We start from the raw sequence: 26,389 nt of genomic DNA, 5'->3' as shown, positions 1-26,389 counted from the left end.
AGATTGTGGATGCAAGTCTGCAACACTCACGCGAATGTGTGCAGTCACGCACCGGGGCGGCTGAGGGTGCCGCCACTCACGGCTGCACGCACACCCGTGGTGCCTTGGCAGGACGTCGGCAGCCCCCGCGCGACACGCACCGCAAGATAGGCAAATGCCTGTGCTTCAAGCATATCACCGTCTAATCCGGCCTCGTCCACCGGGCGCACGGGCACATCGACAGCGGCGGCAATCATCTGCATCAGAACGGGGTTGTGACGCCCGCCGCCTGCCACCCAGATCGTGCTGGGGGCAGTTGGGCAGTGTTGCATCGCACTTGACACCGCGAGCGCGCTTGCTGCGGTCAGAGTCGCGGCAGCGTCTGCATCGGATAGCTTTTCTACGGCTTTGGCGAGTCTTTCGAACGTATCGCGATCAAGCGACTTTGGCGGCATCTTGTAAAAATACGGATGCGCCAGAAACTCCGCGATAATATCGTCGTTAATGGTTCCCGCAGCAGCAAGCGCCCCGCCCTCGTCCCGCGCCTTGCCCAAACGCTTGAACATGGCGTCGTCCAGCAGCGCATTGGCCGGACCGGTATCAAAGGCCAGCAAAGCGCCGTCATCCTCTGGCCGGGCTTTGCCGGGATCAATCCACGTCAGATTGCCCACGCCGCCAAGGTTCAGGAACGCGACAGGTGCATCAGCCTGCATCCAGCGGGCCAGCGCAAAGTGATAGAACGGTGCCAGCGGCGCACCCTGCCCGCCCAATTGCACATCAGCGCTGCGGAAATCCCAGACCACGGGCCAGCCCAAACGATCCGCCAAGGCCGCGCCGTCGCCAACCTGATGCGTGCCGCGTCCGCCCGGATCATGCGCTAGCGTCTGGCCGTGAAAGCCGACAAGCGCGATATCCTCGAACCCCGCCAGCAAGGAATAATGCCCATGTTCCACAACCTTGGCGGCCTCTGCCACGTTGTCGTCATGCCACAGCCCCAGCGCGCTGCGCAGGCCGGCGCGTTCGCGGTCAGAGTATTCGCGGTAGTCGGTTTCGCCAAAACTGGTGATCGTTTCGCCGTCGGTGACCAGCACCGCGCCATCAATTCCGTCCAGCGACGTGCCCGACATCGCCCCAAGTGCCCTGATCGGCCCTTTGATCTTCATGGTTATTTCCCTTAGCCTCGCGCCCTTAGCCACTAGCCCTTACCAGAGCGCACCGCTATTGATGCCCGGATTATTGATGCCCCGCCACGAGAATGGGAACAAGACATGACCTACCACCCGAAATCAGACTTCATGGCTGTGATGATGGAGCGTGGCTTTTTAGCCGATTGCACCGACTATCAAGCCCTTGATGACGCCCTGAGCAACGGTGTGGTTCCTGCCTATATCGGCTACGACGCCACGGCGGCGTCGCTGCATGTTGGCCATCTGATGAACATCATGGTCCTGCGTTGGCTGCAAAAATGCGGCCATAAGCCGATCACCCTGATGGGCGGCGGCACGACCAAGGTGGGCGATCCGTCCTTCCGCAGTGACGAACGTCCCTTGCTGGGACCAGAGCAGATTCAGGCCAATATCGACGGCATGGGTCAGGTTTTCGCCAAATACCTGTCCTACGGCGACGGCGCGACCGATGCGATCATGCTCAATAACGCCGAATGGCTCGACCAGCTGAACTACCTCGATTTCCTGCGCGATATCGGGCGGCATTTCAGTGTGAACCGGATGCTGGCGTTTGAATCGGTGAAATCGCGCCTCGACCGCGAACAATCGCTGTCGTTCCTTGAATTCAACTACATGATTCTGCAGGCCTATGACTTCCTAGAACTGAACCGTCGCTATGGCTGCGTGTTGCAGATGGGCGGATCGGACCAGTGGGGCAATATCATCAACGGCATCGACCTGACGCGCCGTGTTCTGGATAACGAGATTTTTGGCCTGACCACGCCGCTGCTGACCACCAGCGATGGCCGCAAGATGGGCAAAAGCCAAGGCGGCGCGATCTGGCTGAACGGCGACATGCTGGCCCCTTATGGCTTCTGGCAATTCTGGCGCAACACGACGGATGCGGACACGGCGAAGTTCCTGAAAATCTTTACCGAGCTGCCTGTCGCGGAATGCGACCGTCTGGGTGCCCTGCAAGGCGCTGACATTAACTCGGCAAAGATCATCCTTGCCAACGAAGTCACCGCCCTGCTGCACGGCCGCGCCGCAGCCGAGGCCGCCGAGGCGACCGCCCGCGAAGTGTTCGAGCAAGGCGGCGTCGGTGACGATCTGCCAACGCTTGACCTGACGACAGCAGAGCTGGGTGATGGCATGTCCATCGCCCAGATCATCGTGCGCGCGGGCCTTGCCGCATCCGGCAAAGAGGCAAAGCGCCTGATCGCCGACAACGGCGCCCGCCTGAATGATGAGCCGCTGACCGATGCAGGCCTGATGGTGACGGCAGACATGCTGGCCGCGCCGATCAAGCTGTCGGCTGGTAAAAAGCGGCACGCGTTGGTGCGGTTGGCCTAAGTCAGCAGCACATAGATCAGAAGCGGCAAACAGGTTGCGGCGGCTAATATGGCCGCCGCAATTTTTGTCAGACGCGGCGCTGCAGCCGCGACGCCGTGGATTTTGCGCGGTGTCATCAAGGCAATCCTATAATCATTATCATTGACGCTATTAATCGGACCTTAGGTTTCGATTGATTTAACGGCGGCCATGTTGATGCGCCGCGCCACCGATTTGATTGATCACCCCCTGCCATTGCAGCAGTCGCCGGGCTTTGCGCAGGCGCTAACCTTGCTGGGCCGCGATGCCGGGATTGAACCGTTGCAAGGCTGCGGTCAGGTTCTTGTTGTGCGCCGCGCGGTGCGCGGTTTGGGGCATATGCGCTTTGCGTCGCGCGGCCCGGTGTTTTCCCCGGACTTCAGTATCTGCGACCGCGCCACAGCCCTGCGCGCGGCCCGCCTGCACCTGGTGAATGCAGGTCCCGGCGATACAGAGGTCATGCGCCAAGCGGGGTTTGTGCAGATCATGTCCCCCGCCACCGCTGCGATCCTACGGCTTGATGCGGACCCGGACGCACAACTGGTCCGCGCCTTTGGTAAATGGCGCAACGCCGCGCGGCAGGGCATGGCGGCGGGCCTGCGGCTGCGGCAGCGGCTTCTGTGCCCATCCCGCGATGGCTGGTTACTGGACGCCGATCTGGCGCAGCAACGGGCGAAGCGGTTCCGCGCCCTGCCCCATGCGCTGTCGCTCGCCTATGCGCAGGCGAATGCCGGCGACGCGCTGATCATGACCGCCAGCGAAGGCGGCACCCCTGTCGCCGCCATGCTGTTCTTGCGGCACGGCACGATGGCGACCTATCAGATCGGGTGGTCCGGTCCGCGCGGACGCGTCCTGCGCGCGCATCATGCTTTACTGATCGACGCCGCCCGCAGGTTGGCTGCGATGGGGGTGGCGCAATTAGACCTTGGCACGTTGGATACGCAGAACGCCCCGGGTTTGGCGCGGTTCAAGCTGGGCAGCGGCGCTACTGCACAGCTTTTAGGGGGTACATGGGCGCGTCTGCCGGGGTGGCGAGGGTAAAATCGCCGTGATAGGCAAGGTTAACCGCTGATCGGAGCCGCCATGTCCCTGCTGCAAATCGCCTCTACCCTGATTGTATTGGCCGGGGCCTTTGGCGCGATCAATTACCTTGTGCTCAAATTGCCCTCCGCCATCGGCATCTTGATCGTGGCCCTGCTGGCCTCTGTCATCATGATGGGGCTGGACCTGATTGTGCCGTCCCTTGGCATCGCGGACACGATCCGCGCGCAGGTTGTGGGGATCGAGTTTTCGGACGCCTTGTTGGAAGGCATGCTGGGACTGCTGCTGTTCGCTGGCGCGCTGCATGTCAAAACCTCTGACCTGAAACGCGAATGGCCGACGGTCACGCTGATGGCGACGATGGGCATCGCGATATCGACCGCCGTGGTGGGCTACGGCTTTGCCTATGTCACGGGCATGCCGCTGCTGGTGGCGCTGGTGTTTGGCGCGCTGATTTCCCCAACGGATCCCGTCGCCGTGATGGGTGTTTTGCGCGAAACCAACCTGCCCAAATCGCTGGAAACCAAAATCGCAGGGGAAAGCCTGTTTAACGACGGCGTCGGTTATGTCGTCTATCTTATACTTGTCGGTGCGGCGTTTACCGGGGCGGCGCATGGGGATAGCGACACCAGCGTAGCCTCGGCCACAGCATTATTCGCACAAGAAGCCATCGGCGGCGCGGCATTGGGCCTTGTCCTTGGCTTTCTGACCTTTCGCGTCATGCGCCATATCGACGACTATTCGCTAGAGGTTCTGCTGACCCTTGGCCTAGCGTTCGGCGGCTACGAACTGGCGGTCGCGCTGCATGTGTCGGCCCCGATCATGGCGGTCTGCGCGGGTTTGCTGATCGGCGACGTCGGCACGCGCCTTGGCATGTCAGAGGAAACCCGCAAATACGTCGAAGCGTTTTGGAAACTGATCGACGAAATCCTGAACGCGGTGCTGTTCCTGATGATCGGGGTCGAAGTCTTCGCCATCGTCTTTGACACAGCCAATGTCATGGCGGGCCTTGCCGCCATCGTGCTGGGCCTTTTCGCGCGGTTCCTGGCCGTGGCCGTCCCGATCACCCTGCTGCGCCCGTTCCGCGATTATAGCACGGGTGTGATCCGCATCATGACTTGGGGCGGGCTGAAGGGCGGGATTTCCGTGGCGCTGGCGCTGTCCCTACCTGACGGCGAATGGAAACCCGTGATCCTGACCGCGACCTATATGGTTGTCGTGTTTTCCATCATCGTCCAAGGTTTGACCGTCGCGCGGCTGGCCCGCCATGTGAACCCGCAACCGGAGCTGCTGCCATGACCGCATACCTTGTCTACGATGTCTTTACCGACACCCCCTTTGGCGGCAACCAACTGGCGGTTTTCCCCGACGCAGAGGCGCTACCGCAGGATAAATTGCAGGCCATCGCGGCAGAGTTCAACTTTTCCGAGGTCACCTTTGTCTACCCCCCGGACGATCTGCGAAACACCGCCAAGGTCCGGATTTTCACGCCGACGCTAGAGCTGCCCTTTGCGGGCCACCCCTTGATTGGCACCGCCATCGCGCTGGCGGATATCGGCTTTCCTGCGGATATGACGCTAGAGCTGGGGATTGGCCCCGTGCCGTGCAGCGTTGCGGATGGCCGGGCGCAATTCACCACCACGGTGCCTTTGACGCGGGACAACGCGCCGGATGTGGCCCTTGTGGCGGACGCACTTGGGCTGACGCCGGACGATATCGCGGTGCATGTGCACGCCCCGGTGCAGGCGGGCGTCGGCGTGCCTTTTGTCATTGCGCAACTGACGGACCGTGCTGCGCTGTCGCGCTGCCAACCTGATGTGGCCGCCATGCGCATCGGTGCGGCGCGCTATCCCAGCAAGTTCGATTTCGCGGTGCTTGCCTATGTCGTGGCGGATGATCTGATCCACGCCCGCATGTTTGCCCCCCTCGACAATATTCCAGAGGATCCCGCCACCGGCAGCGCCGCGGCCGCCCTCGCCGCTTTGCTGTTTGATGTGACAGGCGCGGCGCAGGACCTGACGATCCACCAAGGCGACGATATGGGCCGCCCGTCGGTTATTCACGCCCGCGCAGACGCCGCTGGTGTGACGATCTCTGGCCAAGCCGTCCGCATGATGGAGGGGCAGTTTTTTGGACACAAATAACGAATCCTCGACCCTCACGCCGCTGTCCGCCTTTGACATCTGGGACGACGGCACCGCCCGCCCGGCGTCCGATCTGCAAGCTGTCCCGGCCAGCGGCGCGGCCTATCGCTGGCTTCATTTCGATCTGTCCGATCTGGCCCTGCCCGGTTGGTCGGCGCAATATCTGCCCGGCTTGGCGCGGCGCACTTTGCTGGCCGATAAAACCCGGCCGCGGCTAGATTACGACGGGCACGGCATGGCCGTGACCCTGCGCGGCATCAACCTGAACGCGGGCGAGGAATCCGCCGACATGGTGTCCCTGCGCATCTGGATGACCGCCGATTTGATCATCACCGTGCGCCGTCAACGGATTTTCGCGTTAGAAGACCTGCGCGCGCAGGTTCTGGATAATAACGCGCCCCACAGCCCCGGCCACATGCTCGCGCGCATCACCGAAGGGTTGGTGGAACGGCTCGAAGACATCGCCTTTGCCCGTGAAGACACCGCCGACGACATGGAAGACGATGTTTACGAGCATGACCGCGCGCCCTTGGACGATCTGGCGCCGTTGCGGCGTGAAATCATCAAGTTCCGCCGCCATGTCGCCCCTTTGGCAGAGGCGCTGACGCAGGTCGCCCAACTGAATACCGACCTGATCAAGGACGATCTGCGCCACCGCCTGCGCGATACCGCCAGCCGGTGCCGCTGGGCACTAGAGGAGCTGTCAGAGGTGCACGACCGCCTGACAGCGATGTCGGACCATCTGGATACGGTGCAAAATATGCGGCTGGAACGGAACGGCTATCGCTTGTCCGTTGTGGCGGCAATTTTTCTGCCGCTTGGCTTTTTGACCGGGCTCTTCGGGGTCAATGTCGGCGGCATGCCCGGCGTTCAAAGCGGGCATGCCTTTTTGCTGTTGTGCATCGGCATGGCGGTGATCGGCGTCGTATCTGCCGCCGTCATGCGCTGGCTGCGCTGGTTCTAGCTATACAGCGGCACCACGCCCATTTGGGCGTGAATGTCGTTCACATCGCCGGACCGCAGGCCAAGCTCGTCCGCGAAACCGCGCAGGAAATCGACCTCTGCGGGGTGGTCCAGATCAATCGCCATGACGGCCATGGAATAGACCTGCGCCTCTGCGCCTGCGGGGACGCGGGCGGCCAGATCGGTGACGGACATGCGCTGCGCCATGGCCTGTTCGACAAAGGCACGCTCTGCGGGTGTCGCCTCGTTCAGGTGGTCCATGATGCGGCCGCGTTCGGTGTCGTCCAGATGCCCGTCAGCCTGCGCCGCTTGCACCATGGCCAGCAGCATCACAGCGGCCAGGCCTTCTTGGTCAGCGGTCGGCTCTTGTGCAGGCTCTGGCGTGGTGTCGAATTGCGATTGCAGCGCTTTGCCAAAACCGCCGCCGCTGGCCCCGCCGGCCAAACCGCCCAGCAGCCCGCCAAGACCGCCAGCGCCAGCCAAACCGCCCAGCATATCCTGCAACCCGCCAGAGGACGGCTGCGTGCGCCGATCGCCGGTCTGCTTGCCCTGCAAGCTGTCCAAAAGACCGCCCAAACCGCCGCCCATACCGCTGCCAGTGGACGCCGATGTGCCGCCCTTTGGTGCCATCCAATCATCAAGCATCGTGCCCGATTTGCCCGCACGCGCGTTGCGTGTCAGGGCGCTGGCCCCTTTTGCGACAGCAATGCCGACAGCGACGCGGGTCAGTGTTTTCATTAGGCTCATGTGACGTCCTCCGGTTAAACTTTGCGGCAGGCTGGCACGGGGGCCAACACTTTGCCATGGGAATTGCAGCCAGATGTCATCACATCGGTGGCCGATCTGGCGGAATAACGCTAAGACCATAAGTCAGTTCCCGGGGGATTCCTGCCATGACAACTTCGATTTTGACCCGCGCCGCCGCAGCGGGCCTGCGCATGACCGCCCCCCGGCGGGTGATTGCGGGCGTGCTGGACGCCGCGAGCGATCACCCCGACGCCGAAGCCTTGCACGCGCGCGCCGCGCAGGTTGATCCGCGCATCTCTCTTGCCACGGTCTACCGCACGGTGAAGTTGTTCGAGGAAAAAGGCATCCTGGAAAAGCACACCTTTGGCGATGGCCGCGCGCGGTACGAGGCGGCAGACGTCGCCCACCATGACCATCTGATCGACATGGCCACCGGACAGGTCATCGAATTTGTCGACCCAGAGATCGAGGCGCTGCAGGACAAAATCGCAAAGCGCCTTGGCTATCGGCTGGTGGGCCACCGCCTGTCGTTGTTCGGCGAGCGCATTGCGCCGCGAAACACGGCAAAGGTGCAAAAAAGCGGCGATCCAGACTAGGCAATTGCGCGGCCGGGGCGTAACCCACCTGTAACATTCCTGAATTGGAGTCCGGCTTTGGACAATCTGCGCGGCAGCATTCTGATGGTTCTGGCGATGCTTGGCTTCGCGCTAGAAGACATGTTCATGAAGCAGATGGCAAACGCCCTGCCCACCGGGCAAATCCTAGCCATGCTGGGGTTCGGCGGCGGGCTTATTTTCGCAATTGTCTGCTGGGTCCAAGGGCAAACGCTACTGGCCCGCGACGTGCTGCATCCGATGGTCTTGCTGCGCAACTTTGGTGAAGTCTTTGGCACTGTCGGCTATGTCTCTGCGGTGATTCTGACGCCGATTTCCAGCGCCTCTGCGATCTTTCAGGCGACACCGCTGTTTGTGACGCTGGGGGCTGCGCTGTTCTTGCAAGAATCCGTGGGCTGGCGGCGCTGGGTTGCGATTGCCGTCGGCTTTTGCGGGGTGCTGCTGATTATCCGCCCCGGCTTGGACTCGTTTCAGCCTGCGTCGCTGTTCGCCGTGCAAGGCGTTATTTTCCTTGGTATTCGCGATCTGGCAACACGGCGTATTCCCCGCTCGATCAGCTCTATGCGGCTGTCGACCTATGCCTTTGCGGTGATCGTGCCGACCGGGCTGGTGCTGATGGCGGTCATGGGCGACAGCTTTGCCGTGCCATCGGGCACCGATAGCTGGCGCATTGCCGGATCCATCGCGGCGGGCGTGTTGGGCTATTACGCGCTGGTCACCGCCACGCGGCTTGGCGACATGTCCCACATCGCGCCCTTCCGCTATTCGCGGCTGGTCTTTGCGCTGATCGTCGGCACGACCGTCTTTGGCGAACGCCCGGACATTGCGACATTGATCGGCGCCGCGATCATCGTGGGGTCTGGCACATACGCCGCAATCCGCGAAGGTCAGCGCCGCCGCGCTTCCCTTGCGGCAGCAGGCGCGATATAAACCCGTTAACGCTAACACTCACTAAATCGGAGCCTCTTATGAGCAGCATCATCGACATTCACGCCCGCGAAATTCTGGACAGCCGGGGCAACCCTACGGTCGAAGTTGACGTGACACTCGAAGACGGCACCATGGGCCGCGCGGCTGTCCCCTCTGGCGCATCCACTGGCGCACACGAGGCGGTCGAGCGCCGCGATGGCGACAAGTCCCGCTACATGGGTAAAGGCGTGCTGGAAGCCGTCGCCGCCGTAAACGGCGAGATTTTCGAAGCGCTGCTGGACTGCGACGCGCTGGACCAAGTCGGCATCGACGAGACGATGATCGAGCTGGATGGCACGGACAACAAAGCACGTTTGGGCGCCAACGCGATCCTTGGCGTATCGATGGCCGTCGCCAAAGCCGCTGCCGATTTCACCAGCCAGCCGCTGTTCCGCTACATCGGCGGCACCTCTGCCCGCGTGATGCCTGTGCCGATGATGAACATCATCAACGGCGGCGAACATGCTGATAACCCGATCGATATTCAAGAATTCATGATCATGCCGGTCGCCGCGGCCAACATCCGCGAAGCGGTGCGCATGGGCTCTGAAGTGTTCCACACGCTGAAAAAAGAGCTGTCGAACGCGGGCTACAACACCGGTATCGGCGATGAGGGCGGCTTTGCCCCCGGTCTGAGCTCTAGCCGCGAAGCGCTTGATTTCATTCTGAAGTCCATTGAAAAGGCCGGCTACAAGCCCGGCGAGGATATCTTCCTTGCCCTCGATTGTGCCGCGACCGAATACTACAAGAACGGCAAGTACGAGATGGTTGGCGAAGGCAAGTCGCTGACGTCCGAAGAGAACGTCGACTATCTGGCGCAGCTGGCCAGCGACTATCCCATCATCAGCATCGAAGACGGCATGTCCGAGGATGACTGGGACGGCTGGAAGGCCCTGACCGACCGCATCGGCAGCAAGGTCCAGCTGGTCGGCGACGATCTGTTCGTGACCAACCCCAAGCGTCTGGCCGAAGGCATCCAGCGCGGCTCTGCGAACTCTATGCTGGTCAAGGTCAACCAGATCGGCACCCTGACCGAGACCCTGCAAGCCGTTGAAATGGCCCACCGCGCAGGCTTTACCAACGTCATGTCGCACCGTTCCGGTGAGACCGAGGACGCGACCATCGCCGACCTTGCGGTTGCGACAAACTGCGGCCAGATCAAAACCGGCTCGCTGTCCCGCTCGGACCGTCTGGCAAAGTACAACCAGCTGATCCGGATCGAGGAAATGCTGGGCGAAACCGCGCAGTACGCCGGTCGTTCGATCCTGAAGGGCTAAGGTTTAGTCTAAGCGAAGCCCGCCGTGCAGTACTGCGCGGCGGGCTTTTTTGTGGGTGATAGGTGGTTACTCGGCAGCAAGGGTTACGGATTGGAATGCGGCAGAAAGCGCTGGTTTTCGATATCGGACTTTTGCATCTGGGCCTTTGGGATCAAGGCTATAAAGATCGGGCCGTTTTGAAAAATACGCTCGCCAGGTCTTTTCTTCAACTGCGCCAATCAGAAATCCGAATTTTGACTTCATTCGAATATTAACGTCGGAAATCTTCATCCCTTGGGCTTGTTTTTCTTCCGACATCATTATGGTGATAATTTTATAGTCCAATTGGGAGATTTGACCGAAACAGCTTAGATCTGGTAAACTTGATTTAGGCTGTAATGCTGAAGGTTTCTCAGTTTTTATCTCTGGGCTCACGTTAGGTTTTGCCGCAGATTTCGGCTGCACACCGACCTGAACAAAATCGCTGCACGCGGTCCGAAAGGACATCGGGGCTTTCGCTTCTCCGATCCCGCAGACGGTCATTCCACGTTCGCGCAATCGTTGCACCAGATGCGTAAAATCGCCGTCGGACGTCGCAATCACAAATGTATCCCACACTCCGGTTATCGCCATTTCAATCGCGTCGATGCAAAGCAAAACATCAGCTGCGTTTTTTCCGCACCCAGCATGGATCATGCGAAACCCTGGCGCGGTCAGCCAATCGGATGTTCGGTTCGCCTGTCCATAAACGCGAGAGACATCAACACGGCCACGCCGTTTGGCAGCCTTCAGAATAAGATCGGCATGTACCGGGCTGATATTGTCGCCATCAACGAATAGAGCAATGCGCGGTTCGGTCACGTCAGATTCCTGTGTCTTTTTCACCCAACACGCTAGGCGTGTATTAAGGCCGTAATTTGACGCAGCGCGTTTTTTGTCACCTCGAAACGAAAAAGGGGCGGCCGAAGCCACCCCTCTATCGTCAATCGGACCCTAAAGATTAGTCCCAGAAGCCTTCATCAACGTCTTGCGCTGCTTCGATGTCTTCCTGCGTCATCTGTGTGACGAACGCATATTGGCCATCGTCGATTGCAGTCAGGCGCACGTTTTCGACGGGCATCAGGACCATTTTGTCGCCAAGGCCAAGAAAGCCGCCGACTTCACCGACGATACCGATCATCTGGCCGTCTTTGGACAGCACGATGTCTTCGATAGAGCCGATACGCTCCCAGCCTTCGCCGGTGCCTTCATAGGTGCCGTTTTCCGTCCATGTGACGTTGTCGGCCTCGGGGTCCATGCGCCACACTTCACCGCCTACGATATCACGGGTGCGGATCAGGTTTTCCGACGTGCTCAGGTCAAAGTTCTGCATATCGTCGACAGACTCTGCCGCGTCAGACACGGCGTTGCCGGTTGCATCTGCTGCGCCTTCGACCGACTGCTCGACCTGTGCTGCGTCGTTTTCCATTGCCTCGTCTGCGGTGACGTGGCTTTCAGCGAATGCCATGGAACCAGCGACGGTCAGTGCGATTGCGGCGGTGCTTGTTTTCAGGATGTTCATTGTCATCTCCTATTGTCTTCATCTGCCATCACAACAGGGTGAAGCGACAATTGGTTGCACCTGACGCAGCGCAAACGTTTGTTTCTTTAACCTGCTTTAACGATTATACAATTTCTTAAATATCAGCTAATTTCTGGGGAACCCGATGAGCGCCGAAGCTATTATTACAGCCCTCAACCTGTCGCCCCACCCCGAAGGCGGTTGGTATCGCCAGACTTGGGTGGCCGAGAACACAGGCCGTCCCAGTGGCACCGCGATCCTGTTTTTATTGCCGCGGGGTGAGGTCAGCCATTGGCACACCGTCGACGCGACAGAGATTTGGTTTTACCACGCCGGCAGCCCCCTAATCCTGTCGCGGTCTGCGACTGACGCGGGGCCAGCCACAGATGACGTGCTGGGGCCTGACGTGCTGGCGGGTCAGTCGGCGCAGTTGATCGTGCCCCCGCATCATTGGCAATCCGCACGCAGCACAGGCGACTGGACGCTGGTCAGCTGCACCGTATCGCCGGGCTTTGATTTCGCAGGCTTTCATTTGGCACCAGCGGGCTTTGACATTCCGCGCGCGTCTGCCTAGCACGTTGGGCAGGATGCAGGGACAGATCGGCAGACGATGAACACGATTACCGAAGGTCTTCTGTCGGCCGCAAAGCTGGTCGTGACGCTGGACCCAGACCTGGTCGAGATTAGCCTGCGATCCTTGCGCGTCACCCTGACCGCATTGGTCGTGGCCAGCATCATCGCAATACCGCTGGGCACCGTGCTGGCGATCCAGCGCTTTCGCTATCGGCGCACGGTGATTGCGCTGCTCAATGCCTTTATGGGTCTGCCGCCCGTCGTCGTGGGCCTTGTGATTTATGTGCTTTTGTCGCGGGCTGGGCCGCTGGGCGTGCTCGGGCTGCTATTTACGCCCACAGCGATGGTGATCGCACAGGTCGTCATTATCACGCCGCTGATCGCCTCGGTCACGCATCAGGCGATGCGCGATCTATGGGCGGATTACCATGACCTGCTGATATCGCTGAACGCGACAAAGCGGCAGCGGATCATGACGCTGATCTATGACGGGCGGCGCACCTTGCTGACGGCTGTGCTGGCCGGCTTTGGCCGCGCGATCGGAGAGGTCGGGGCGATCATGATCGTCGGCGGCAATATCGAACACGCGACCCGCGTGCTGACCACAGCGATTGCGCTAGAGACTGGCAAAGGCGATTTCGCCTTGGCCCTTGGCCTTGGGTTCGTCCTGATCGGCATGGCGATTGCCGTTAATCTGGCGATCCACGCCCTGTCTGGCACAGAGCGGGAGGGACGCTGGTGAATATTCTGCCCCTGCGCCTAACCGCAGCCGAAGTGCGCCGCCGGGGCAAGCGTCTGCTGGGCCCCGTGGACCTGACGCTTGGCACCGGCGGTGTCACAGTCATCGTCGGCCCCAATGGTTCGGGCAAGACCACCTTGCTGCGCGTGATGCACGGCGTGGAACGGCTGTCATCCGGCAGCGCAAACTGGGCCGTGCCCGACCGCGATGCGCAGGCGCGGCAGGCTTTTGTGTTCCAAAGCCCGATCATGCTGCGCCGGTCGGTCGCCGCCAATCTGCGCTATCCGCTAGCGCTGCACGGCGTGGCGCGCGCCGATCAGGACGTGGCTGTCACGGAATGGGCCGCCAAGATCGGGCTGAGCGACGCGCTGACAACCCCTGCCCCGCGCCTGTCCGGCGGCGAGCGGCAAAAGCTGGCATTGGCCCGCGCGCTGATTGGCAAACCGCAGGTGCTGTTCTTGGACGAGCCTTGCGCCAGCTTGGACGGGGCCGCGACCCTCGCGATTGAGGGGCTGCTGCGCGACGCGCGGGACGCGGGCGTGCGGATTGTGATGGCGACACACGACATGGGACAGGCACGCCGCATTGCGGATGACGCGCTGTTTGTATTGGGTGGCACTATCGCAGAGGCTGCATCGCGGGATCGATTCTTTGACCGCCCGCAGCACCCGGCGCTAGCATCATTCCTGAACGGAGACATCGTGACATGACACGCCCCATTTTGGCCCTGACGGCCATTGCCACCCTGTTTGGCGCACAAACGCAGGCGGAAGAGATGAAGATGGCGGTGACGACGTCGTTTGAAAACTCAGGTCTGGCCGACGTGCTGCTGCCTGCGATTAAAACCGATCTGGATATCGACCTTCAACTTTTGGTTGTTGGCACAGGCCAGGCGATCGAGCTGGGTAACAACGGCGACGTCGATGCGGTGCTGGTGCATTCGCGCGCCGCCGAAGAAGCCTTTGTCGCGTCCGGCAATGGCACCCACCGCCGCGAGATTATGTATAACGACTTTGTCCTGATCGGCCCAAACACCGATCCGGCCAGCATTGCGCAGACTGAAACCGCCACAGGCGCGTTGCAGGCGATTGCAGCGGTTGAGGCAGAGTTCGTCAGCCGCGGCGACGACAGCGGCACGCATAAGGCAGAGCTGGGTTTGTGGAAAACCGCCGAACTTGATCCCGCCACTTTTGGCCCATGGTACAAGGCCGTCGGCGCTGGCATGGGGGCTGCGCTGAACACCGCGTCGGGCCTGAACGCCTATATCCTTGCGGACCGGGCCAGCTGGCTCAACTTTGGCAACAAGGGCGATCTGGCGCTGCTGTTTGCGGGTGATCCGGCGCTGTTCAACCAATACGCCTACATTCCCGTCAGCCCTGAAGCGCACCCCGGCGTGCGCAATGATCTGGCGATGAAGCTAGAAGGTTGGCTGGTCTCTGATGCCGCCAAAGACCTGATCGAAGCCTATGAAATCGGCGGCGAGCCGCTGTTTGTATTCAACGCGGCGGCTGAGTGACGCGCACCGATTTTTCATTGAAAAATCAGTAAAGGCGGGGGGCCAGCCCCCCGTCCCTGCGGGACTCCCCCCGAGGTATTTTTGACCAGAAGAAGCTGTGGACGTGGCGCGCTAGTGCTTGTGGTCGTGCCCATGGTGATGGTCGTGGGCATGATCGTGACCGGCGTCATCGTCGGTGACGTGGATCGCGAATTGCTCTAGCCCGGCGTCTTGTGGCGGGATCGCGCGGAAGCTTTCGCGCACGCCGGATTCCGTGAGCTCTCGCGTCACGGTGAGCAGTGTATTGGTGTCGTGATCGGCGCAAAGATCGGCCATGTGATGCAGCTCTTCTAGGGCTGTCGGGCGCGCGGTCTCAGGATCGGGTGCGCCGTAAATCGTCACAAAATGTGCGGCAAGGGCGTCTGCCAGCGTATCCAGTTCTGAAGGGGTGATCGGCGTGACAGCGACAAAGGTTGTGCGGCCATAGGTTTCGACGCCCATCCAGCCATTGGTGAAGGCTTGCCGCGCCTTGCCGACAAGGTCGCCTTGGGACCAGTTCGAAAACTCGAAACCGCCCGGGATGCACCATTCGCCGGTGCGGGCCGGGCTGTGAAAGACGCGGGTGTCGCTTTCGTCAAAGTGGATGGCGCGGGCAAGTTTCATGGGGCGTCCTTTAACAGGCGGGTCAGCGGGATCAGGGTGGTCGTGTCGCCGGATTTGAGCAGCGCGTTCAGATGCTCATCCGTGCCAAGCAAGGTGCCCGTCTGGCCCGCGAGGGTGACGGTTTCGTTCAGCCCATGCACAAGGCCGGACCATTCGCGGTGCAGCGGCGCGGTGCCTTGGTTGTCCCAGGTATCCAGCCAAGACAGCGAATGGCGCAGCCATGCCGCCAGCAGATCAGGGGCCGCCACATCGCCGCAGCCTTCGGCGTAAAGTGCCGTGCGATCCGGGTCAGTGCCACCGTCGTCCGCGAGCGGGGTCAGGTCAAGGTGAAGGCCGATCACAAGCCAATCCGGCACAGCATCCGGATCATCGGTGCTGGCGATCATCGTCAGCTGGCCGCAGCGGCCGCCATTGACGTAGATCGCGCCGTCCCAGCCAAGGTGGATCGCGACCACAGGCGGGGCCAGCACGCCAAGGGCGTTTTGAAAGCCCAGACCGCACAGCGGGAGCATGATCGCGGCCTCGCGCAGCGGCACCTCTGGCGCAAAGACGACGGCGGCGCGCAGGCTGTCTGGGCCTGCGTCGTGGATGACAAGGCCGGCTTCGGTGCCGCCCTGCGCAGCGTTGCAGGCCAGCGCAAGGGGGTCGTCCCCCGCGCTGGCGTAGCCGTTAAACAACGGTGGAAAATCGGCGTCGGTCACGCGGATCCTGCGTCGATCAGGTGCTTGGCGACATCAAGGAATGCCTTAGCCTGCGCGCTTTCGGGATCGGACACCACGATAGGTGCGCCGCCGTCAGCGGCAAGGCGGATCGACAAGTGCAGCGGGATTTCAGCCAGCAAAGGCACGCCGAGCTTTGCTGCCTCTTTCGCGACGCCGCCATGGCCGAAGACGTGTTCTTCGTGACCGCATTCAGAGCAGATATGCGTGCTCATGTTTTCGATCATGCCGATGATCGGCACGTGCAGCTGCTGGAACATGTCGATGCCCTTGCGCGCATCTAGCAAGGCGACGTCCTGCGGCGTGGACACGATGATCGCGCCGTCGACCTGCGCCTTTTGCGCAAGGGTCATCTGCACGTCGCCGGTGCCGGGCGGCAAATCGACGATCAGCACATCAAGCGCGCCCCATTGCACCTGGTTCATCATCTGCTGCAATGCGCCCATCAGCATGGGGCCGCGCCAGACGACGGCTTGGTCTTCGTTCGTCATCAGGCCGATGGACATCATCGTTACGCCGTAGTTGCGCAGCGGCAGGATCGTTTTGCCATCGGGGCTGGCCGGGCGGCCAGATACGCCTAGCATGCGTGGTTGGCTGGGGCCGTAGACGTCTGCGTCCAGTAGACCAACGCGGCGGCCCATCGCGGCAAGCGCGCAGGCAAGGTTGGACGCGACGGTGGATTTGCCAACGCCGCCCTTGCCGGACGCGACAGCCAGAATGCGGTCAATGCCGGGGATTTTTTGCGGGCCAGAGGGGGCCGCGCGGCCGGATTTCAAATCCGGCGGGGCGGAGGGGCTGGAATGCGCGGTCATCACGACCGTCACCTTTTCCACGCCGTCCAGCGCGCCAATCAACTTTTCCGCCTCGGCCTGCACGGGGGCGTATTCCGCCGCCCGGCTGGCTGCGATTTCCAGAACAAAGCGCACGGTGCCGCCGTCCACGGTCAGTGCCTTGACTGCGCCGGATGCGTTGAGCGGGCCGTTCGTTGCGGGATCGGTAATGCCTGCCAGAACGGCCTGCACGTCGTCGCGTGTCACGCTCATGCGGAGGCGTCCGAGGATGCGCCAGCGATTTGGCCGGTGACGGTGTGTTCCAGATCAAGCCCGTTCACGGTCAGCACGACCTTGGCCTCGAAGGTTTGGCCTTCGGTGCCGCCTTTGGCGCGCATCGCTTCTTCGATCGCTTGCTGGCTGGTCACCCCCACCTGTTTCAGGAATTTGCGCATGGACATGTTGAATGTGTCGTCAGACATCTTTGTATTTCCTTAATGATCGCGGCGCTTGGACAGATAATCGTCCGTGCTACGCGGCTTTGGCCGCTCGCCGCCGGTGAAGGGGTTATTTTCAGAGTGATATTGCGCGCCAACCCGGCAGTTGTCGCACATCTGGATCATCTTCAGCGCGCCAGGGTTCGAGAACATGGAATGCCCTGTCAGCTTGGCGGTGATGTTTTCAATCGTGGATTTTACGCCGAACAGCGTGCCGCATTCGATGCAGGCAAAGGGCTCTTCTTCGTTGACGATGACCTGCCGGAACGCCTCTGGCGTCAGGTTCAGGCGCGGCTCTAGCGTGATCGCGTCCTCTGGGCAGATGTTCACGCAAAGGCCGCATTGCAGGCAGGCGTCCTCTTGAAAGCGCAATTGCGGCAGGTCGGGGTTGTCCCCCAGCGCGCCGGACGGGCAAAGCGACACACAGGACAGGCACAGGGTGCAGGCGTCGGTGTCGACCAGCACAGCGCCATAAGGGGCACCTTCGGGCAGTTCAATCACCTCTGATTGCGGGCGCAGTGTGCGGGCGGCAAGGCGCGCAACCTGGCGGCGGGTACCGATTTGCAAGGTGGGCGTTTTGACAACCGGGCCGACGACGGCGGCATAAAGGTGGTCAGACAGCGCGTCGGGGTCGGTCATGTCCAGCAGGACCACGGCCTCGCGCCCGGCGATGGCATTGGCGAGGGACGTTTCGCGCACCGGTGCCTCTGTTTCCGTCTTTGGCGACAGCAGCACCGCGACATCGGCAAAGCCTGCGCCAAGGGCGGCAACGGCTTCGGCGTGGCCAAAGGCGGCCAGCGCGGCGACTTCCAGCGGGATCACATCGGTGGGCAGGCCCCGGCCAAAGCGGGCGGCCAAGGCGATCATCTCGGCCCCGTGCTCTGTGTCGTGGACCAGCAAGCGCGGCGCGGTGCCGCCCGCTTTGCGGTAGGTTTGCGCAAGCGTGGTCAGGCGGGCAAAGGTGCTGTCGACGGAGGGCGCATCAAAGCTGATCGCGCCAGATGGGCAAACGGCAGAGCATGCCCCGCAGCCGGCGCAGATCATCGGGTCGATGGTGACATGGTCGCCGTCCGGGCTGATCGCGCCGGTGGGGCACAGATCAAGGCAGTTGGAACAGGCGACCTGTTCGGCCCGGCTGTGGGCACACAAGGATTGTTCCAACCGGACATAAAGCGGCTTTTCGAACGTGCCGGTCATCTGGCTGGCAGCAAGGATTGCAGCAGCCACGGCGGGCTGGCTGGCCGGGTCGGCCCGCAGATATCCGTCACGCTTAGCATCAGCGGCAAACAGCGGCCCCTGCCCGCGCAGATCAAGGATCAGATCGCACTGCGATTGCGCCCCGTTTTGCGGCGGCGTCAGCGACACAGTGCCGCGCCCGCCGGGGATGATTTGCTGCAGTGCGTCAATGCCTGCGTCGAATTGCCCCAGCGAGCCGGTGGCCTTTGTCAGCGTCCCCGTGACCGTATCAAAGCCCGGGTGCAGTTCCACGTCCCAGCCTGTCGGCATCAGCAGCGTCACGCCAAGGGTATCAGCCAGCGCCAGCGCCGCATCAACGGCAACTTGGTCGCGGCCAAGGATCAGGCAAGTGCCTTCGGACACGACATCAAGGCTGCGAGCAGGGGCGATGGGCAGTAGCCCTTCGGCCAGCAGCGCGGCTTGTTTTGCGGTCGGATCACCGGCCTCTGTCCAGCCAGCACGGTCGCGCAAATCGACGAATTGCGGGACTTCTGCGCCAATTTCTTCGGCCAGCGCGGCAAAACGGGGGGCCTCTTGCTGGCAGGCAATGATGACATCGCCATCGGCCATCGCGGCGGCGGCAATGTTGATCTGACGATCACACAGGCTGGTGTGCAACCGAGAGCACGGCAGTCCCGTGGCGGCGGTAATCGCTGCGCCATCGACACGCTGACTGCCAAGGCAGTCGCAAATCATAACGGTCTTGGACATCGGCTGGCTCCTATAGCGTGCAGCGCCTTTTTCATCATCAATACACAGAAAGGTAAACTGCTAACCTAGATTCACAGAACGCTCAAAAATGCCGCAGCGCAGCACGTTTTACCGCGTAACCTGTCCTACTGCATAGAAATTTCACCTTGGCCTTCGGCGGCATTTAGCGCATGATCAACAAAAGCCGACACCAGCCATCCAGCAAGGAGCGGGCATTGCCCTTCACTACGCCAGACAGCCAAACGATGCCGATGGGCGTTGTCATTCGCCGCAGCCCCGGGGTCACCCGCTGGGCTAAATGGGCGTGGCTGGCCGTGGACGTCTTGCCGGGCGCGGCCCCTGCCGATTGGAAGGTGCTGCGCGAGGATGGCGAGGCGACCTTATTCCATGCCGCCACGCGCACGGTGCGCCTGTATCCATCCGATACCGAAGCTTATGTGCACGAACTGCAAACGCGCCAGCCGTCGGTCTATGTCATTCTGCGCCGCGTTGATGATCGGCCTAATGCGCCGCTCGATGTGGTGATGGTCACTGCATCCCCTTACGAGGCGCAGGACTACGCCGACTCCGGTGAAGAGCTGGTCGAAAAGGTCGTGATGCCCGCCCCTGTCTTGGCGTGGATCACTGATTTCGTTGAACAGCATCATACCGAAGAAGCCTTTATCAAGCGCCGCCGCGACCGTCAGAAGACGGACGGCGTGCAGGACGGCATCGGTGATCGCCGGATTGCGCAGACCACTGACGTTTACCGTGCGCCGACCCGGCACGAGGTGACGGAATGAGTCAGGAGCAATCCTTTTTCGCCCGCCGCCGTGCTGGCCTGAAAGCAGAGCGCGAAGCTGAACTCGTCGTTGTTCCAGAAGAGCCTGTTACGCCTGAGGAGGTCGAGCCTGACCTGTCAGAGATGTCGGATACCGATATTCTGGAAATGCTTGACCTGCCCGACCCGGACACTTTGCGCAAAGGCGACAACTTTGCCGCCTTCATGGCCAAAGCTGTCCCGATGCACCTGCGCAACCGCGCCCTGCGCAATCTGTGGCGGTCGGACCCGGTACTGGCCTGTCTGGACGGGCTGAACGATTACGACACCGACTATCTGACCGGATCGACCGGACAAGGCGTCATCAAGACAAGCTATCAGGTGGGCCGCGGGTTGCTGGCCCATGTGGAAAAGATGGCAGAAGAAGCCGCGGCCAAAGACGCTGCGGCCGAAGTTGCGGTGGCAGACGCTGAGGCCGACACGCAGGACCCGCTGCGCGAAGATGTCGCACCAGTTGTTGCGTCGGTTGCAAACGCCAGCGTTCCAACCGAAGACGTTAACGAAGATACGGCAGCGCAAGATGGTGTGGACGATGCAGATGATGCAGACGCCCCTGCCGCCCGTGCGCCGCGCCGCATGCGATTTGAATTCGGAGACCGTACATGACTGCTGACACCCTGCCCCGGATTGATGCAGAGGACCGCCTGCGCGCGGATCTGTACAATTTTCTGGGACTGATCCTGTCCGCCCCGCCGGAGCAGATGCTGCTAGACCAGACCGCCGGTCTGTCGGGCGATACGTCCGAACTGGGCCGCGCAATCGACCAACTGGCCGCCGTGGCAAAAGTGACCAAGCCCAAGGGCGTCATCACCGAATATAACGCGCTGTTCATTGGCCTTGGCCGGGGCGAATTGCTGCCCTACGCCAGCTACTACCTGACGGGTTTTCTGAACGAAAAGCCGCTGGCGCGTCTGCGCGGCGATATGGCGGCCCTGCGGATCGCAAGGTCCGACAATGTGTTCGAGCCTGAGGACAACATCGCATCCTTGATGGAGATGATGGGCGGCTTGATCGTTGGCCGCTTTGGCGCACCAGCGACGTTAAGCGTACAGAAAGATTTCTTCGCCAAGCATATCGGCCCATGGGCTGGTCACTTTTTTGGCGATCTGACCGCAGCCAAGGGTTCGGTCTTTTACGCAGGGGTTGGGGCCGTCGGCCAAGCCTTTATGACTATCGAAAAAGAAGCCTTTCGGCTTTCGAATGAAGAACAACACACAAACGGGCCAAATACCCGGCATCTGGGAGGATCGACATGACTGATGATACCAAAGGCACAAACCGCCGCGGTTTCCTGAAACTGGCAGGCACCGCCGCGCCGGCAGCCATTGTCGCCGCCGCAACAGCCGCACCAACCACCGCTGCGGCGAACCCGGTCGATCTGTCGTCCAGCGTCATGCAGGACACCGACCACACCCGCGCGTATTTCGCCAGCGCCCGTTTCTGATCAGATGCAACACCAGTCCGGTCCTGAAATGGGCCGCGGCTGAGGGAGGAAAACATGCTTCGTAAAAAGACAACATCGACCGCGTCAAGCCGTCCGGGCATCGTTGCCCGCGACGGGGCCAAGACCGTGAACCGCCGCAGCTTTCTGGCGGGCTCTGGTCTTGTCATCGGTGGTCTGACCGCCATCGCGGCCACGGGCGGCAGCGTCACCGCCGCCAGCGCGCAAACGCAGGCTAACACCAACGCCGAGATCATCAAATCCGTCTGCACCCACTGTTCCGTGGGTTGCACCGTGATTGCAGAGGTGCAGAACGGCGTTTGGACAGGTCAGGAACCCGGTTGGGACAGCCCGTTTAACCTTGGCGCGCATTGCGCAAAAGGTGCTGCGGTGCGTGAACACGCCCACGGCGAGCGTCGCCTGAAGTACCCGATGAAGAAAGTCGGCGGTAACTGGGAACGCATCAGCTGGGAGACGGCGATCAACGAGATCGGCGACGGCATGATGAAAATCAAGGAAGAGTCCGGTCCGGATTCTGTCTATTGGTTGGGCTCCGCCAAGCACAACAACGAGCAGGCCTATCTGTTCCGTAAGTTCGCCGCCTATTGGGGCACGAACAACGTCGACCACCAGGCGCGGATCTGCCACTCGACCACCGTTGCTGGCGTCGCGAACACATGGGGCTACGGCGCCATGACCAACAGCTACAACGACATCCACAATTCCAAAGCCATCCTGATCATCGGCGGCAACCCTGCAGAGGCGCACCCCGTGTCGCTGCTGCACGTGCTGAAGGCCAAGGAAGAGAACAACGCGCCGCTGATCGTTTGCGATCCACGCTTTACCCGCACCGCCGCCCACGCGGATGAATTCGTGCGGATGCGGCCCGGTTCGGACGTGGCCCTAGTCTGGGGCATCCTGTGGCACATCTTTGAAAACAAGTGGGAAGACACTGAATTCATCCGCCAGCGCGTCTGGGGCATGGATCAAATTCGCACAGAAGTTGCCAGCTGGAATCCCGACGAAGTCGAGCGCGTCACCGGCGTCCCCGGCGAGCAGCTAGAGCGCGTTGCAAAGACGCTGGCCAACAACCGTCCCGGCACCCTGATCTGGTGCATGGGCGGCACGCAGCACTCTAACGGTAACAACAACACCCGCGCATACTGCATCCTGCAGCTGGCACTGGGGAACATGGGCACCGCCGGCGGCGGTACCAACATCTTCCGCGGCCACGACAACGTGCAAGGCGCGACCGACCTTGGCGTGCTGGCCGACACTCTGCCCGGCTATTACGGCCTGACACCGGGTGCTTGGGCGCATTGGGCACGGGTCTGGGACGAAGATCTGGACTGGCTCAAGGGCAACTTCTCTGACGCGACCTATGACGAAACCAGCATGATGAACCTGACCGGTATTCCCGTCAGCCGCTGGATCGACGGTGTCCTGGAAGATGCTGATAACATTGACCAACCTGCCAACACCCGCGCGATGGTATTCTGGGGCCACGCCCCAAACAGCCAGACGCGGATGAAGGAAATGAAGACGGCAATGGAAAAGCTGGACATGCTGGTCGTCGTTGACCCGTATCCCACCGTTTCTGCCGTCATGAACGACCGCACCGATGGCGTGTACCTGCTGCCCGCCACGACGCAGTTCGAAACCCGCGGCTCTGTCACCGCGTCGAACCGGTCGCTGCAGTGGCGCGACAAAGTGGTCGAGCCTCTGTTCGAATCCAAGGTCGACCACACGATCATGAAGCTGTTCGCAGACAAGTTCGGGTTCACCGATCGTCTGTTCCGCAACATCGCGATCGACGGCGACGAGCCGAACATCGAAGACATCACCCGCGAGTTTAACCGCGGCATGTGGACAGTCGGCTATACCGCCCAATCGCCAGAGCGCATGAAAATGCACATGGCAAACCAGCACACATTCGACCGCACAACGCTGCGCGCGAATGGTGGCCCGGCCGACGGCGATTTCTACGGCATGCCATGGCCAGCTTGGGGTACGCCCGAAATGAACCACCCCGGTTCGGCGAACCTGTATGACACGTCGCTGTCCGTGGCCGAAGGCGGCCTGCCGTTCCGCGCCCGTTACGGTGTGGAACGTAACGGCGACAACCTGCTTGCCGAAGGCAGCTTTACTGTCGGGTCCGAAATTCAGGACGGTTACCCTGAATTCACCATGGCGATGCTGATCGAACTGGGTTGGGACAAAGATCTGACCGCCTACGAGCGGAACATGATCGAATGGGTCGCGGGCTTCCGTGACACCCGTCCGGGCACCGAAGAAGTCGGCGAGACAAGCCAGACCGGAGAGATCCCGTCCGATTACGTCGACAATGTCGGCGGCGTGAACTGGAAGACCGACCTGTCGGGCGGCATCCAGCGCGTTGCGATCCTGCATGGCTGCGCCCCTTACGGCAACGCCAAGGCCCGCTGCGTCGTCTGGACCTTCCCCGATCCAGTCCCAATCCACCGCGAGCCGCTGTACACCGCGCGCCGCGATCTGGTTGCCGACTATCCGACCTATGAAGACAAGAAGTTCTGGCGTCTGCCCACGATGTATAAGTCCATTCAGGAAAACGACTTTTCCGAAGGCTTCCCCATCGTGCTGACCTCTGGCCGGCTTGTTGAATACGAAGGTGGCGGCGATGAAACCCGGTCCAACCCTTGGTTGGCCGAGCTTCAGCAGAACATGTTTGTCGAAATCAACCCGCGCGACGCCAACAACCTTGGTGTGCGCGACGGCAAAGATGTCTGGGTCGAAGGTCCTGAGGGCGGCAAGGTCAAAGTTATGGCCATGGTCACCGAACGGGTCGGCGAAGGCGTAGCCTTTATGCCGTTCCACTTTGGCGGCGTCAGCGAAGGCGTTGATCTGCGGGACAAATATCCCGAAGGTGCAGACCCCATCGTGCTGGGCGAATCCACAAACACAGCGCAGACATACGGCTACGACTCGGTGACCCAAATGCAGGAAACCAAAGCCACCCTCTGCAAAATCAGCGTAGCGTAAGGAGCACTATATATGGCACGCGCAAAATTTCTCTGCGACGCTGAACGCTGCATCGAATGCAACGCCTGCGTTACCGCCTGTAAAAACGAGCATGAGGTGCCTTGGGGCATCAACCGCCGGAAAGTTGTGACCATTCAGGACGGCAAGCCGGGCGAACGCTCGATCTCTGTCGCCTGCATGCACTGCTCTGACGCGCCTTGCATGGCCGTCTGCCCGGTGGATTGCTTTTACCAGACCGACGACGGTGTGGTTCTGCACTCTAAGGACCTGTGCATCGGTTGCGGCTACTGCTTCTACGCCTGCCCATTTGGCGCGCCGCAGTACCCGCAGGCTGGCAACTTTGGTAGCCGCGGCAAGATGGACAAGTGTACCTTCTGCAACGGTGGCCCCGAAGAAAACCACTCTGAAGCAGAGTTCCAGAAGTACGGTCGCAACCGGATCGCCGAAGGCAAGCTGCCAATCTGCGCCGAGATGTGTTCCACCAAGGCACTGCTGGCCGGCGACGGCAATGTGGTGTCGGAAATCTATCGCGAACGCACCGTGGCCCGCGGCTTTGGCGCTGGCGCATGGGGTTGGGGCACGGCTTACGGCCTGAAAGGCCAGTAAGGTTTGTGCGGGGCGGCCAAGTGCCGCCCCTTTTCCCTTTGTGATCCAGACAGGAGCCTGCCCATGCTGCGCGCCCTCACTGCCCTTTTGCTGACGATCGGCCTGTCCGGGCCGGCGTTGGCGCAATACGTCGACCCCGATGTTCTGCAGGCCCCGGTCGCGGAGGGGGCAAGCGAAGCCGCCCCGCGCGCGTCCACCGGCGGGGCCACAACGCTAGAAGACATCCTTGCCCGCCAAAACGGCGAGGTTGTCGACGACAGCTATCGGTCCGAAAACCTTGGCCAAGATAAGCCAGTCTATCCAACCGATAGCCCGCTGTTCACACGCGGCGGCCCGTCCGATGCCGATCTGTGGCGCGCCATGCGCTATGACGAGGCGGACATCCGCACGCAAAACAACGGCCCCGCATCACATACGCTGATCCAAGATGGCGGCATGCGCTGGCTGGAATTCCGCAGCGGTCCCCTGCTGTTTTGGGGTGCCATCGGCCTTGGCGGCACGCTCGCCGTGCTGGCGCTGTTCTATTTGATCCGCGGCAAGGTAAAGCTCGATCACGCGCCGCAGGGCCGTTACATCGAACGTTTCAAAGCGATTGAGCGTTTCGCCCATTGGCTGCTGGCCGCGTCTTTTATCACGCTGGGTATCACCGGCTTGCTGTCACTGTTTGGCCGCAAGGTGTTCATCCCGATCTTTGGCCACGACGCTTTTGCGGCTGTGGCTGGCGTGACCAAGTGGGTTCACGACAACATCTCTTGGGCATTCATCATCGCGCTGGTCATGATCTTTGTGTTCTGGGTCGCGCATAACCTGCCGGACCGGACCGATATCAAGTGGATCCTGCGCGGCGGCGGCATGTTTGGCGGTGGTCATCCACCTGCGAAAAAGTTCAATGCCGGGCAAAAGCTGATCTTCTGGTCGGTGATCATCTTTGGCACCTCGATTTCCGTCTCTGGACTGTCGATGCTGTTTCCGTTCCAGATCAACCTGTTCGGGCACACCTTCGGCTTGCTCAATGATATCGGCGCGCCCGGTTGGTTCGGTCAAGGGCCCCTGCCCGTGAACCTTGCCCCGCAAGAGGAAATGCAGCTGGCGCAGCTTTGGCACGCCATTCTGGCGTTGGTCCTGACGGCGATCATCTTTGGCCACATCTATATCGGCACGCTCGGTATGGAAGGCGCGTTTGACGCGATGGGCAAAGGCGAAGTTGACGTCGAATGGGCACGCGAGCACCACTCGATCTGGGCCGCAGAGGTCGAGGCCGAGACAACACCACGGCGAAAGGTTTAAGCG

At 61.3% G+C, this 26,389-nt stretch carries 28 protein-coding genes; 19 read left to right on the top strand and 9 right to left on the bottom strand.

Annotated elements, in window-relative coordinates; translation table 11 throughout:
• Positions 1 to 44: 44 nt before the first annotated feature.
• Positions 45 to 1,142 carry an anhydro-N-acetylmuramic acid kinase gene (locus KBW81_RS06770; RefSeq protein ID WP_254248777.1) on the bottom strand — a complete coding sequence of 366 codons (1,098 nt, stop codon included), beginning with the start codon at positions 1,140 to 1,142 and terminating at the stop codon, positions 45 to 47.
• A 105-nt stretch (positions 1,143 to 1,247) separates the two neighbouring features.
• Here KBW81_RS06770 and tyrS point away from each other — a divergent pair, with 105 nt between their 5' ends.
• The 5 genes from tyrS (at position 1,248) to KBW81_RS06745 (ending at position 6,665) form a co-directional block, all read left to right on the top strand.
• Entirely contained in the window at positions 1,248 to 2,498 is a 1,251-nt protein-coding gene (tyrS, locus tag KBW81_RS06765) for a tyrosine--tRNA ligase (protein WP_254248776.1), read from the top strand.
• A 195-nt stretch (positions 2,499 to 2,693) separates the two neighbouring features.
• Positions 2,694 to 3,557 (top strand): GNAT family N-acetyltransferase, encoded by an 864-nt coding sequence (locus KBW81_RS06760; RefSeq protein ID WP_254248775.1) that lies wholly within the window; start codon positions 2,694 to 2,696, stop codon positions 3,555 to 3,557.
• Positions 3,558 to 3,599: 42 nt separating this feature from the next.
• Complete coding sequence (locus KBW81_RS06755) at positions 3,600 to 4,856, top strand: cation:proton antiporter (RefSeq protein ID WP_090184766.1); 1,257 nt, start codon at positions 3,600 to 3,602, stop codon at positions 4,854 to 4,856.
• Positions 4,853 to 5,701: a PhzF family phenazine biosynthesis protein gene (locus KBW81_RS06750; RefSeq protein ID WP_254248774.1), complete on the top strand. Its 849-nt coding sequence runs from the start codon at positions 4,853 to 4,855 to the stop codon at positions 5,699 to 5,701. The genes KBW81_RS06755 and KBW81_RS06750 overlap by 4 nt, the downstream gene beginning before the upstream one ends.
• Positions 5,688 to 6,665, top strand: coding sequence for a CorA family divalent cation transporter (locus KBW81_RS06745; RefSeq protein WP_090184760.1), 978 nt, complete (start codon positions 5,688 to 5,690; stop codon positions 6,663 to 6,665). Before KBW81_RS06750 ends, KBW81_RS06745 begins: the two co-directional genes overlap by 14 nt.
• Here the strand turns inward: KBW81_RS06745 and KBW81_RS06740 are convergent.
• The gene (locus KBW81_RS06740) at positions 6,662 to 7,411 is read right to left on the bottom strand and encodes a DUF533 domain-containing protein (protein ID WP_175499122.1); all 750 of its coding nucleotides are present in this window, start codon (positions 7,409 to 7,411) and stop codon (positions 6,662 to 6,664) included. The two genes, KBW81_RS06745 and KBW81_RS06740, sit on opposite strands and share 4 nt — an antisense overlap.
• Positions 7,412 to 7,557: 146 nt before the next feature.
• On the opposite strand from KBW81_RS06740, the gene KBW81_RS06735 reads away from it, so the two are divergent.
• From KBW81_RS06735 to eno, 3 genes are read left to right on the top strand one after another with little or no spacing between them, the layout of a single operon-like run.
• Positions 7,558 to 8,007, top strand: a complete 450-nt coding sequence (locus KBW81_RS06735) for a Fur family transcriptional regulator (RefSeq protein WP_090184755.1) — start codon at positions 7,558 to 7,560, stop codon at positions 8,005 to 8,007.
• Positions 8,008 to 8,064: 57 nt separating this feature from the next.
• The gene (locus KBW81_RS06730; RefSeq protein ID WP_254248773.1) at positions 8,065 to 8,955 is read left to right on the top strand and encodes a DMT family transporter; all 891 of its coding nucleotides are present in this window, start codon (positions 8,065 to 8,067) and stop codon (positions 8,953 to 8,955) included.
• Positions 8,956 to 8,993: 38 nt separating this feature from the next.
• A complete protein-coding gene (eno, locus tag KBW81_RS06725) occupies positions 8,994 to 10,271 on the top strand; it encodes a phosphopyruvate hydratase (protein ID WP_254248772.1) in 1,278 nt (425 codons plus the stop codon).
• Between the two features lie 66 nt (positions 10,272 to 10,337).
• Here the strand turns inward: eno and KBW81_RS06720 are convergent, their stop codons facing one another.
• Both KBW81_RS06720 and KBW81_RS06715 read right to left on the bottom strand, forming a co-directional pair.
• Complete coding sequence (locus KBW81_RS06720) at positions 10,338 to 11,111, bottom strand: NYN domain-containing protein (protein ID WP_254248771.1); 774 nt, start codon at positions 11,109 to 11,111, stop codon at positions 10,338 to 10,340.
• 139 nt (positions 11,112 to 11,250) lie between these two features.
• Positions 11,251 to 11,811 (bottom strand): PRC-barrel domain-containing protein, encoded by a 561-nt coding sequence (locus tag KBW81_RS06715; protein ID WP_090184745.1) that lies wholly within the window; start codon positions 11,809 to 11,811, stop codon positions 11,251 to 11,253.
• A gap of 145 nt (positions 11,812 to 11,956) precedes the next feature.
• Between KBW81_RS06715 and KBW81_RS06710 the strand changes: the two genes are divergently transcribed.
• From KBW81_RS06710 to KBW81_RS06695, 4 genes are read left to right on the top strand one after another with little or no spacing between them, the layout of a single operon-like run.
• The gene (locus tag KBW81_RS06710; protein WP_090184742.1) at positions 11,957 to 12,385 is read left to right on the top strand and encodes a cupin domain-containing protein; all 429 of its coding nucleotides are present in this window, start codon (positions 11,957 to 11,959) and stop codon (positions 12,383 to 12,385) included.
• 36 nt (positions 12,386 to 12,421) lie between these two features.
• The gene (locus KBW81_RS06705; RefSeq protein ID WP_090184739.1) at positions 12,422 to 13,126 is read left to right on the top strand and encodes an ABC transporter permease; all 705 of its coding nucleotides are present in this window, start codon (positions 12,422 to 12,424) and stop codon (positions 13,124 to 13,126) included.
• Positions 13,123 to 13,833, top strand: coding sequence for an ATP-binding cassette domain-containing protein (locus KBW81_RS06700; RefSeq protein ID WP_411914380.1), 711 nt, complete (start codon positions 13,123 to 13,125; stop codon positions 13,831 to 13,833). The genes KBW81_RS06705 and KBW81_RS06700 overlap by 4 nt, the downstream gene beginning before the upstream one ends.
• Positions 13,830 to 14,639, top strand: coding sequence for an ABC transporter substrate-binding protein (locus KBW81_RS06695; RefSeq protein ID WP_254248770.1), 810 nt, complete (start codon positions 13,830 to 13,832; stop codon positions 14,637 to 14,639). The genes KBW81_RS06700 and KBW81_RS06695 overlap by 4 nt, the downstream gene beginning before the upstream one ends.
• A 111-nt stretch (positions 14,640 to 14,750) precedes the next feature.
• On the opposite strand, the gene KBW81_RS06690 is transcribed toward KBW81_RS06695, so the two are convergent.
• Genes KBW81_RS06690 through KBW81_RS06670 form a run of 5 tightly spaced genes read right to left on the bottom strand, consistent with a single transcriptional unit; the run spans position 14,751 to position 19,214 of the window.
• The gene (locus KBW81_RS06690; RefSeq protein WP_254248769.1) at positions 14,751 to 15,281 is read right to left on the bottom strand and encodes a DUF6505 family protein; all 531 of its coding nucleotides are present in this window, start codon (positions 15,279 to 15,281) and stop codon (positions 14,751 to 14,753) included.
• Complete coding sequence (locus KBW81_RS06685) at positions 15,278 to 15,982, bottom strand: biotin/lipoate--protein ligase family protein (protein ID WP_254248768.1); 705 nt, start codon at positions 15,980 to 15,982, stop codon at positions 15,278 to 15,280. Before KBW81_RS06685 ends, KBW81_RS06690 begins: the two co-directional genes overlap by 4 nt.
• Complete coding sequence (locus KBW81_RS06680; RefSeq protein WP_254248767.1) at positions 15,979 to 17,043, bottom strand: Mrp/NBP35 family ATP-binding protein; 1,065 nt, start codon at positions 17,041 to 17,043, stop codon at positions 15,979 to 15,981. The genes KBW81_RS06685 and KBW81_RS06680 overlap by 4 nt, the downstream gene beginning before the upstream one ends.
• Positions 17,040 to 17,252, bottom strand: coding sequence for a DUF6494 family protein (locus KBW81_RS06675; protein ID WP_090184725.1), 213 nt, complete (start codon positions 17,250 to 17,252; stop codon positions 17,040 to 17,042). The genes KBW81_RS06680 and KBW81_RS06675 overlap by 4 nt, the downstream gene beginning before the upstream one ends.
• Before the next feature lie 12 nt (positions 17,253 to 17,264).
• Positions 17,265 to 19,214, bottom strand: coding sequence for a 4Fe-4S binding protein (locus KBW81_RS06670; protein WP_254248766.1), 1,950 nt, complete (start codon positions 19,212 to 19,214; stop codon positions 17,265 to 17,267).
• 245 nt (positions 19,215 to 19,459) lie between these two features.
• Here KBW81_RS06670 and KBW81_RS06665 point away from each other — a divergent pair, with 245 nt between their 5' ends.
• The 7 genes from KBW81_RS06665 to KBW81_RS06635 all read left to right on the top strand — a co-directional run bounded on the left by KBW81_RS06665 (position 19,460) and on the right by KBW81_RS06635 (position 26,386).
• On the top strand, positions 19,460 to 19,996 hold the full coding sequence (locus KBW81_RS06665) for a DUF3305 domain-containing protein (RefSeq protein WP_254249013.1): 537 nt from the start codon (positions 19,460 to 19,462) through the stop codon (positions 19,994 to 19,996).
• Entirely contained in the window at positions 19,993 to 20,640 is a 648-nt protein-coding gene (locus KBW81_RS06660; RefSeq protein ID WP_254248765.1) for a DUF3306 domain-containing protein, read from the top strand. The genes KBW81_RS06665 and KBW81_RS06660 overlap by 4 nt, the downstream gene beginning before the upstream one ends.
• Positions 20,637 to 21,290 carry a TorD/DmsD family molecular chaperone gene (locus KBW81_RS06655; protein WP_254248764.1) on the top strand — a complete coding sequence of 218 codons (654 nt, stop codon included), beginning with the start codon at positions 20,637 to 20,639 and terminating at the stop codon, positions 21,288 to 21,290. The genes KBW81_RS06660 and KBW81_RS06655 overlap by 4 nt, the downstream gene beginning before the upstream one ends.
• The gene (locus KBW81_RS06650) at positions 21,287 to 21,478 is read left to right on the top strand and encodes a twin-arginine translocation pathway signal protein (RefSeq protein ID WP_090184710.1); all 192 of its coding nucleotides are present in this window, start codon (positions 21,287 to 21,289) and stop codon (positions 21,476 to 21,478) included. The genes KBW81_RS06655 and KBW81_RS06650 overlap by 4 nt, the downstream gene beginning before the upstream one ends.
• A 54-nt stretch (positions 21,479 to 21,532) precedes the next feature.
• Complete coding sequence (locus KBW81_RS06645) at positions 21,533 to 24,493, top strand: formate dehydrogenase subunit alpha (RefSeq protein WP_254248763.1); 2,961 nt, start codon at positions 21,533 to 21,535, stop codon at positions 24,491 to 24,493.
• A gap of 12 nt (positions 24,494 to 24,505) precedes the next feature.
• Positions 24,506 to 25,099 carry a formate dehydrogenase FDH3 subunit beta gene (gene fdh3B / locus KBW81_RS06640; protein WP_090184704.1) on the top strand — a complete coding sequence of 198 codons (594 nt, stop codon included), beginning with the start codon at positions 24,506 to 24,508 and terminating at the stop codon, positions 25,097 to 25,099.
• Between the two features lie 63 nt (positions 25,100 to 25,162).
• The gene (locus KBW81_RS06635; protein WP_175499120.1) at positions 25,163 to 26,386 is read left to right on the top strand and encodes a formate dehydrogenase subunit gamma; all 1,224 of its coding nucleotides are present in this window, start codon (positions 25,163 to 25,165) and stop codon (positions 26,384 to 26,386) included.
• Positions 26,387 to 26,389 lie beyond the last annotated feature (3 nt).

This window comes from Loktanella salsilacus (assembly GCF_024206795.1).
Lineage (GTDB): Bacteria > Pseudomonadota > Alphaproteobacteria > Rhodobacterales > Rhodobacteraceae > Loktanella > Loktanella salsilacus.
The sequence above is the reverse complement of the archived record's forward strand: the minus strand, read 5'-3'. Positions and strand labels throughout refer to the sequence as shown.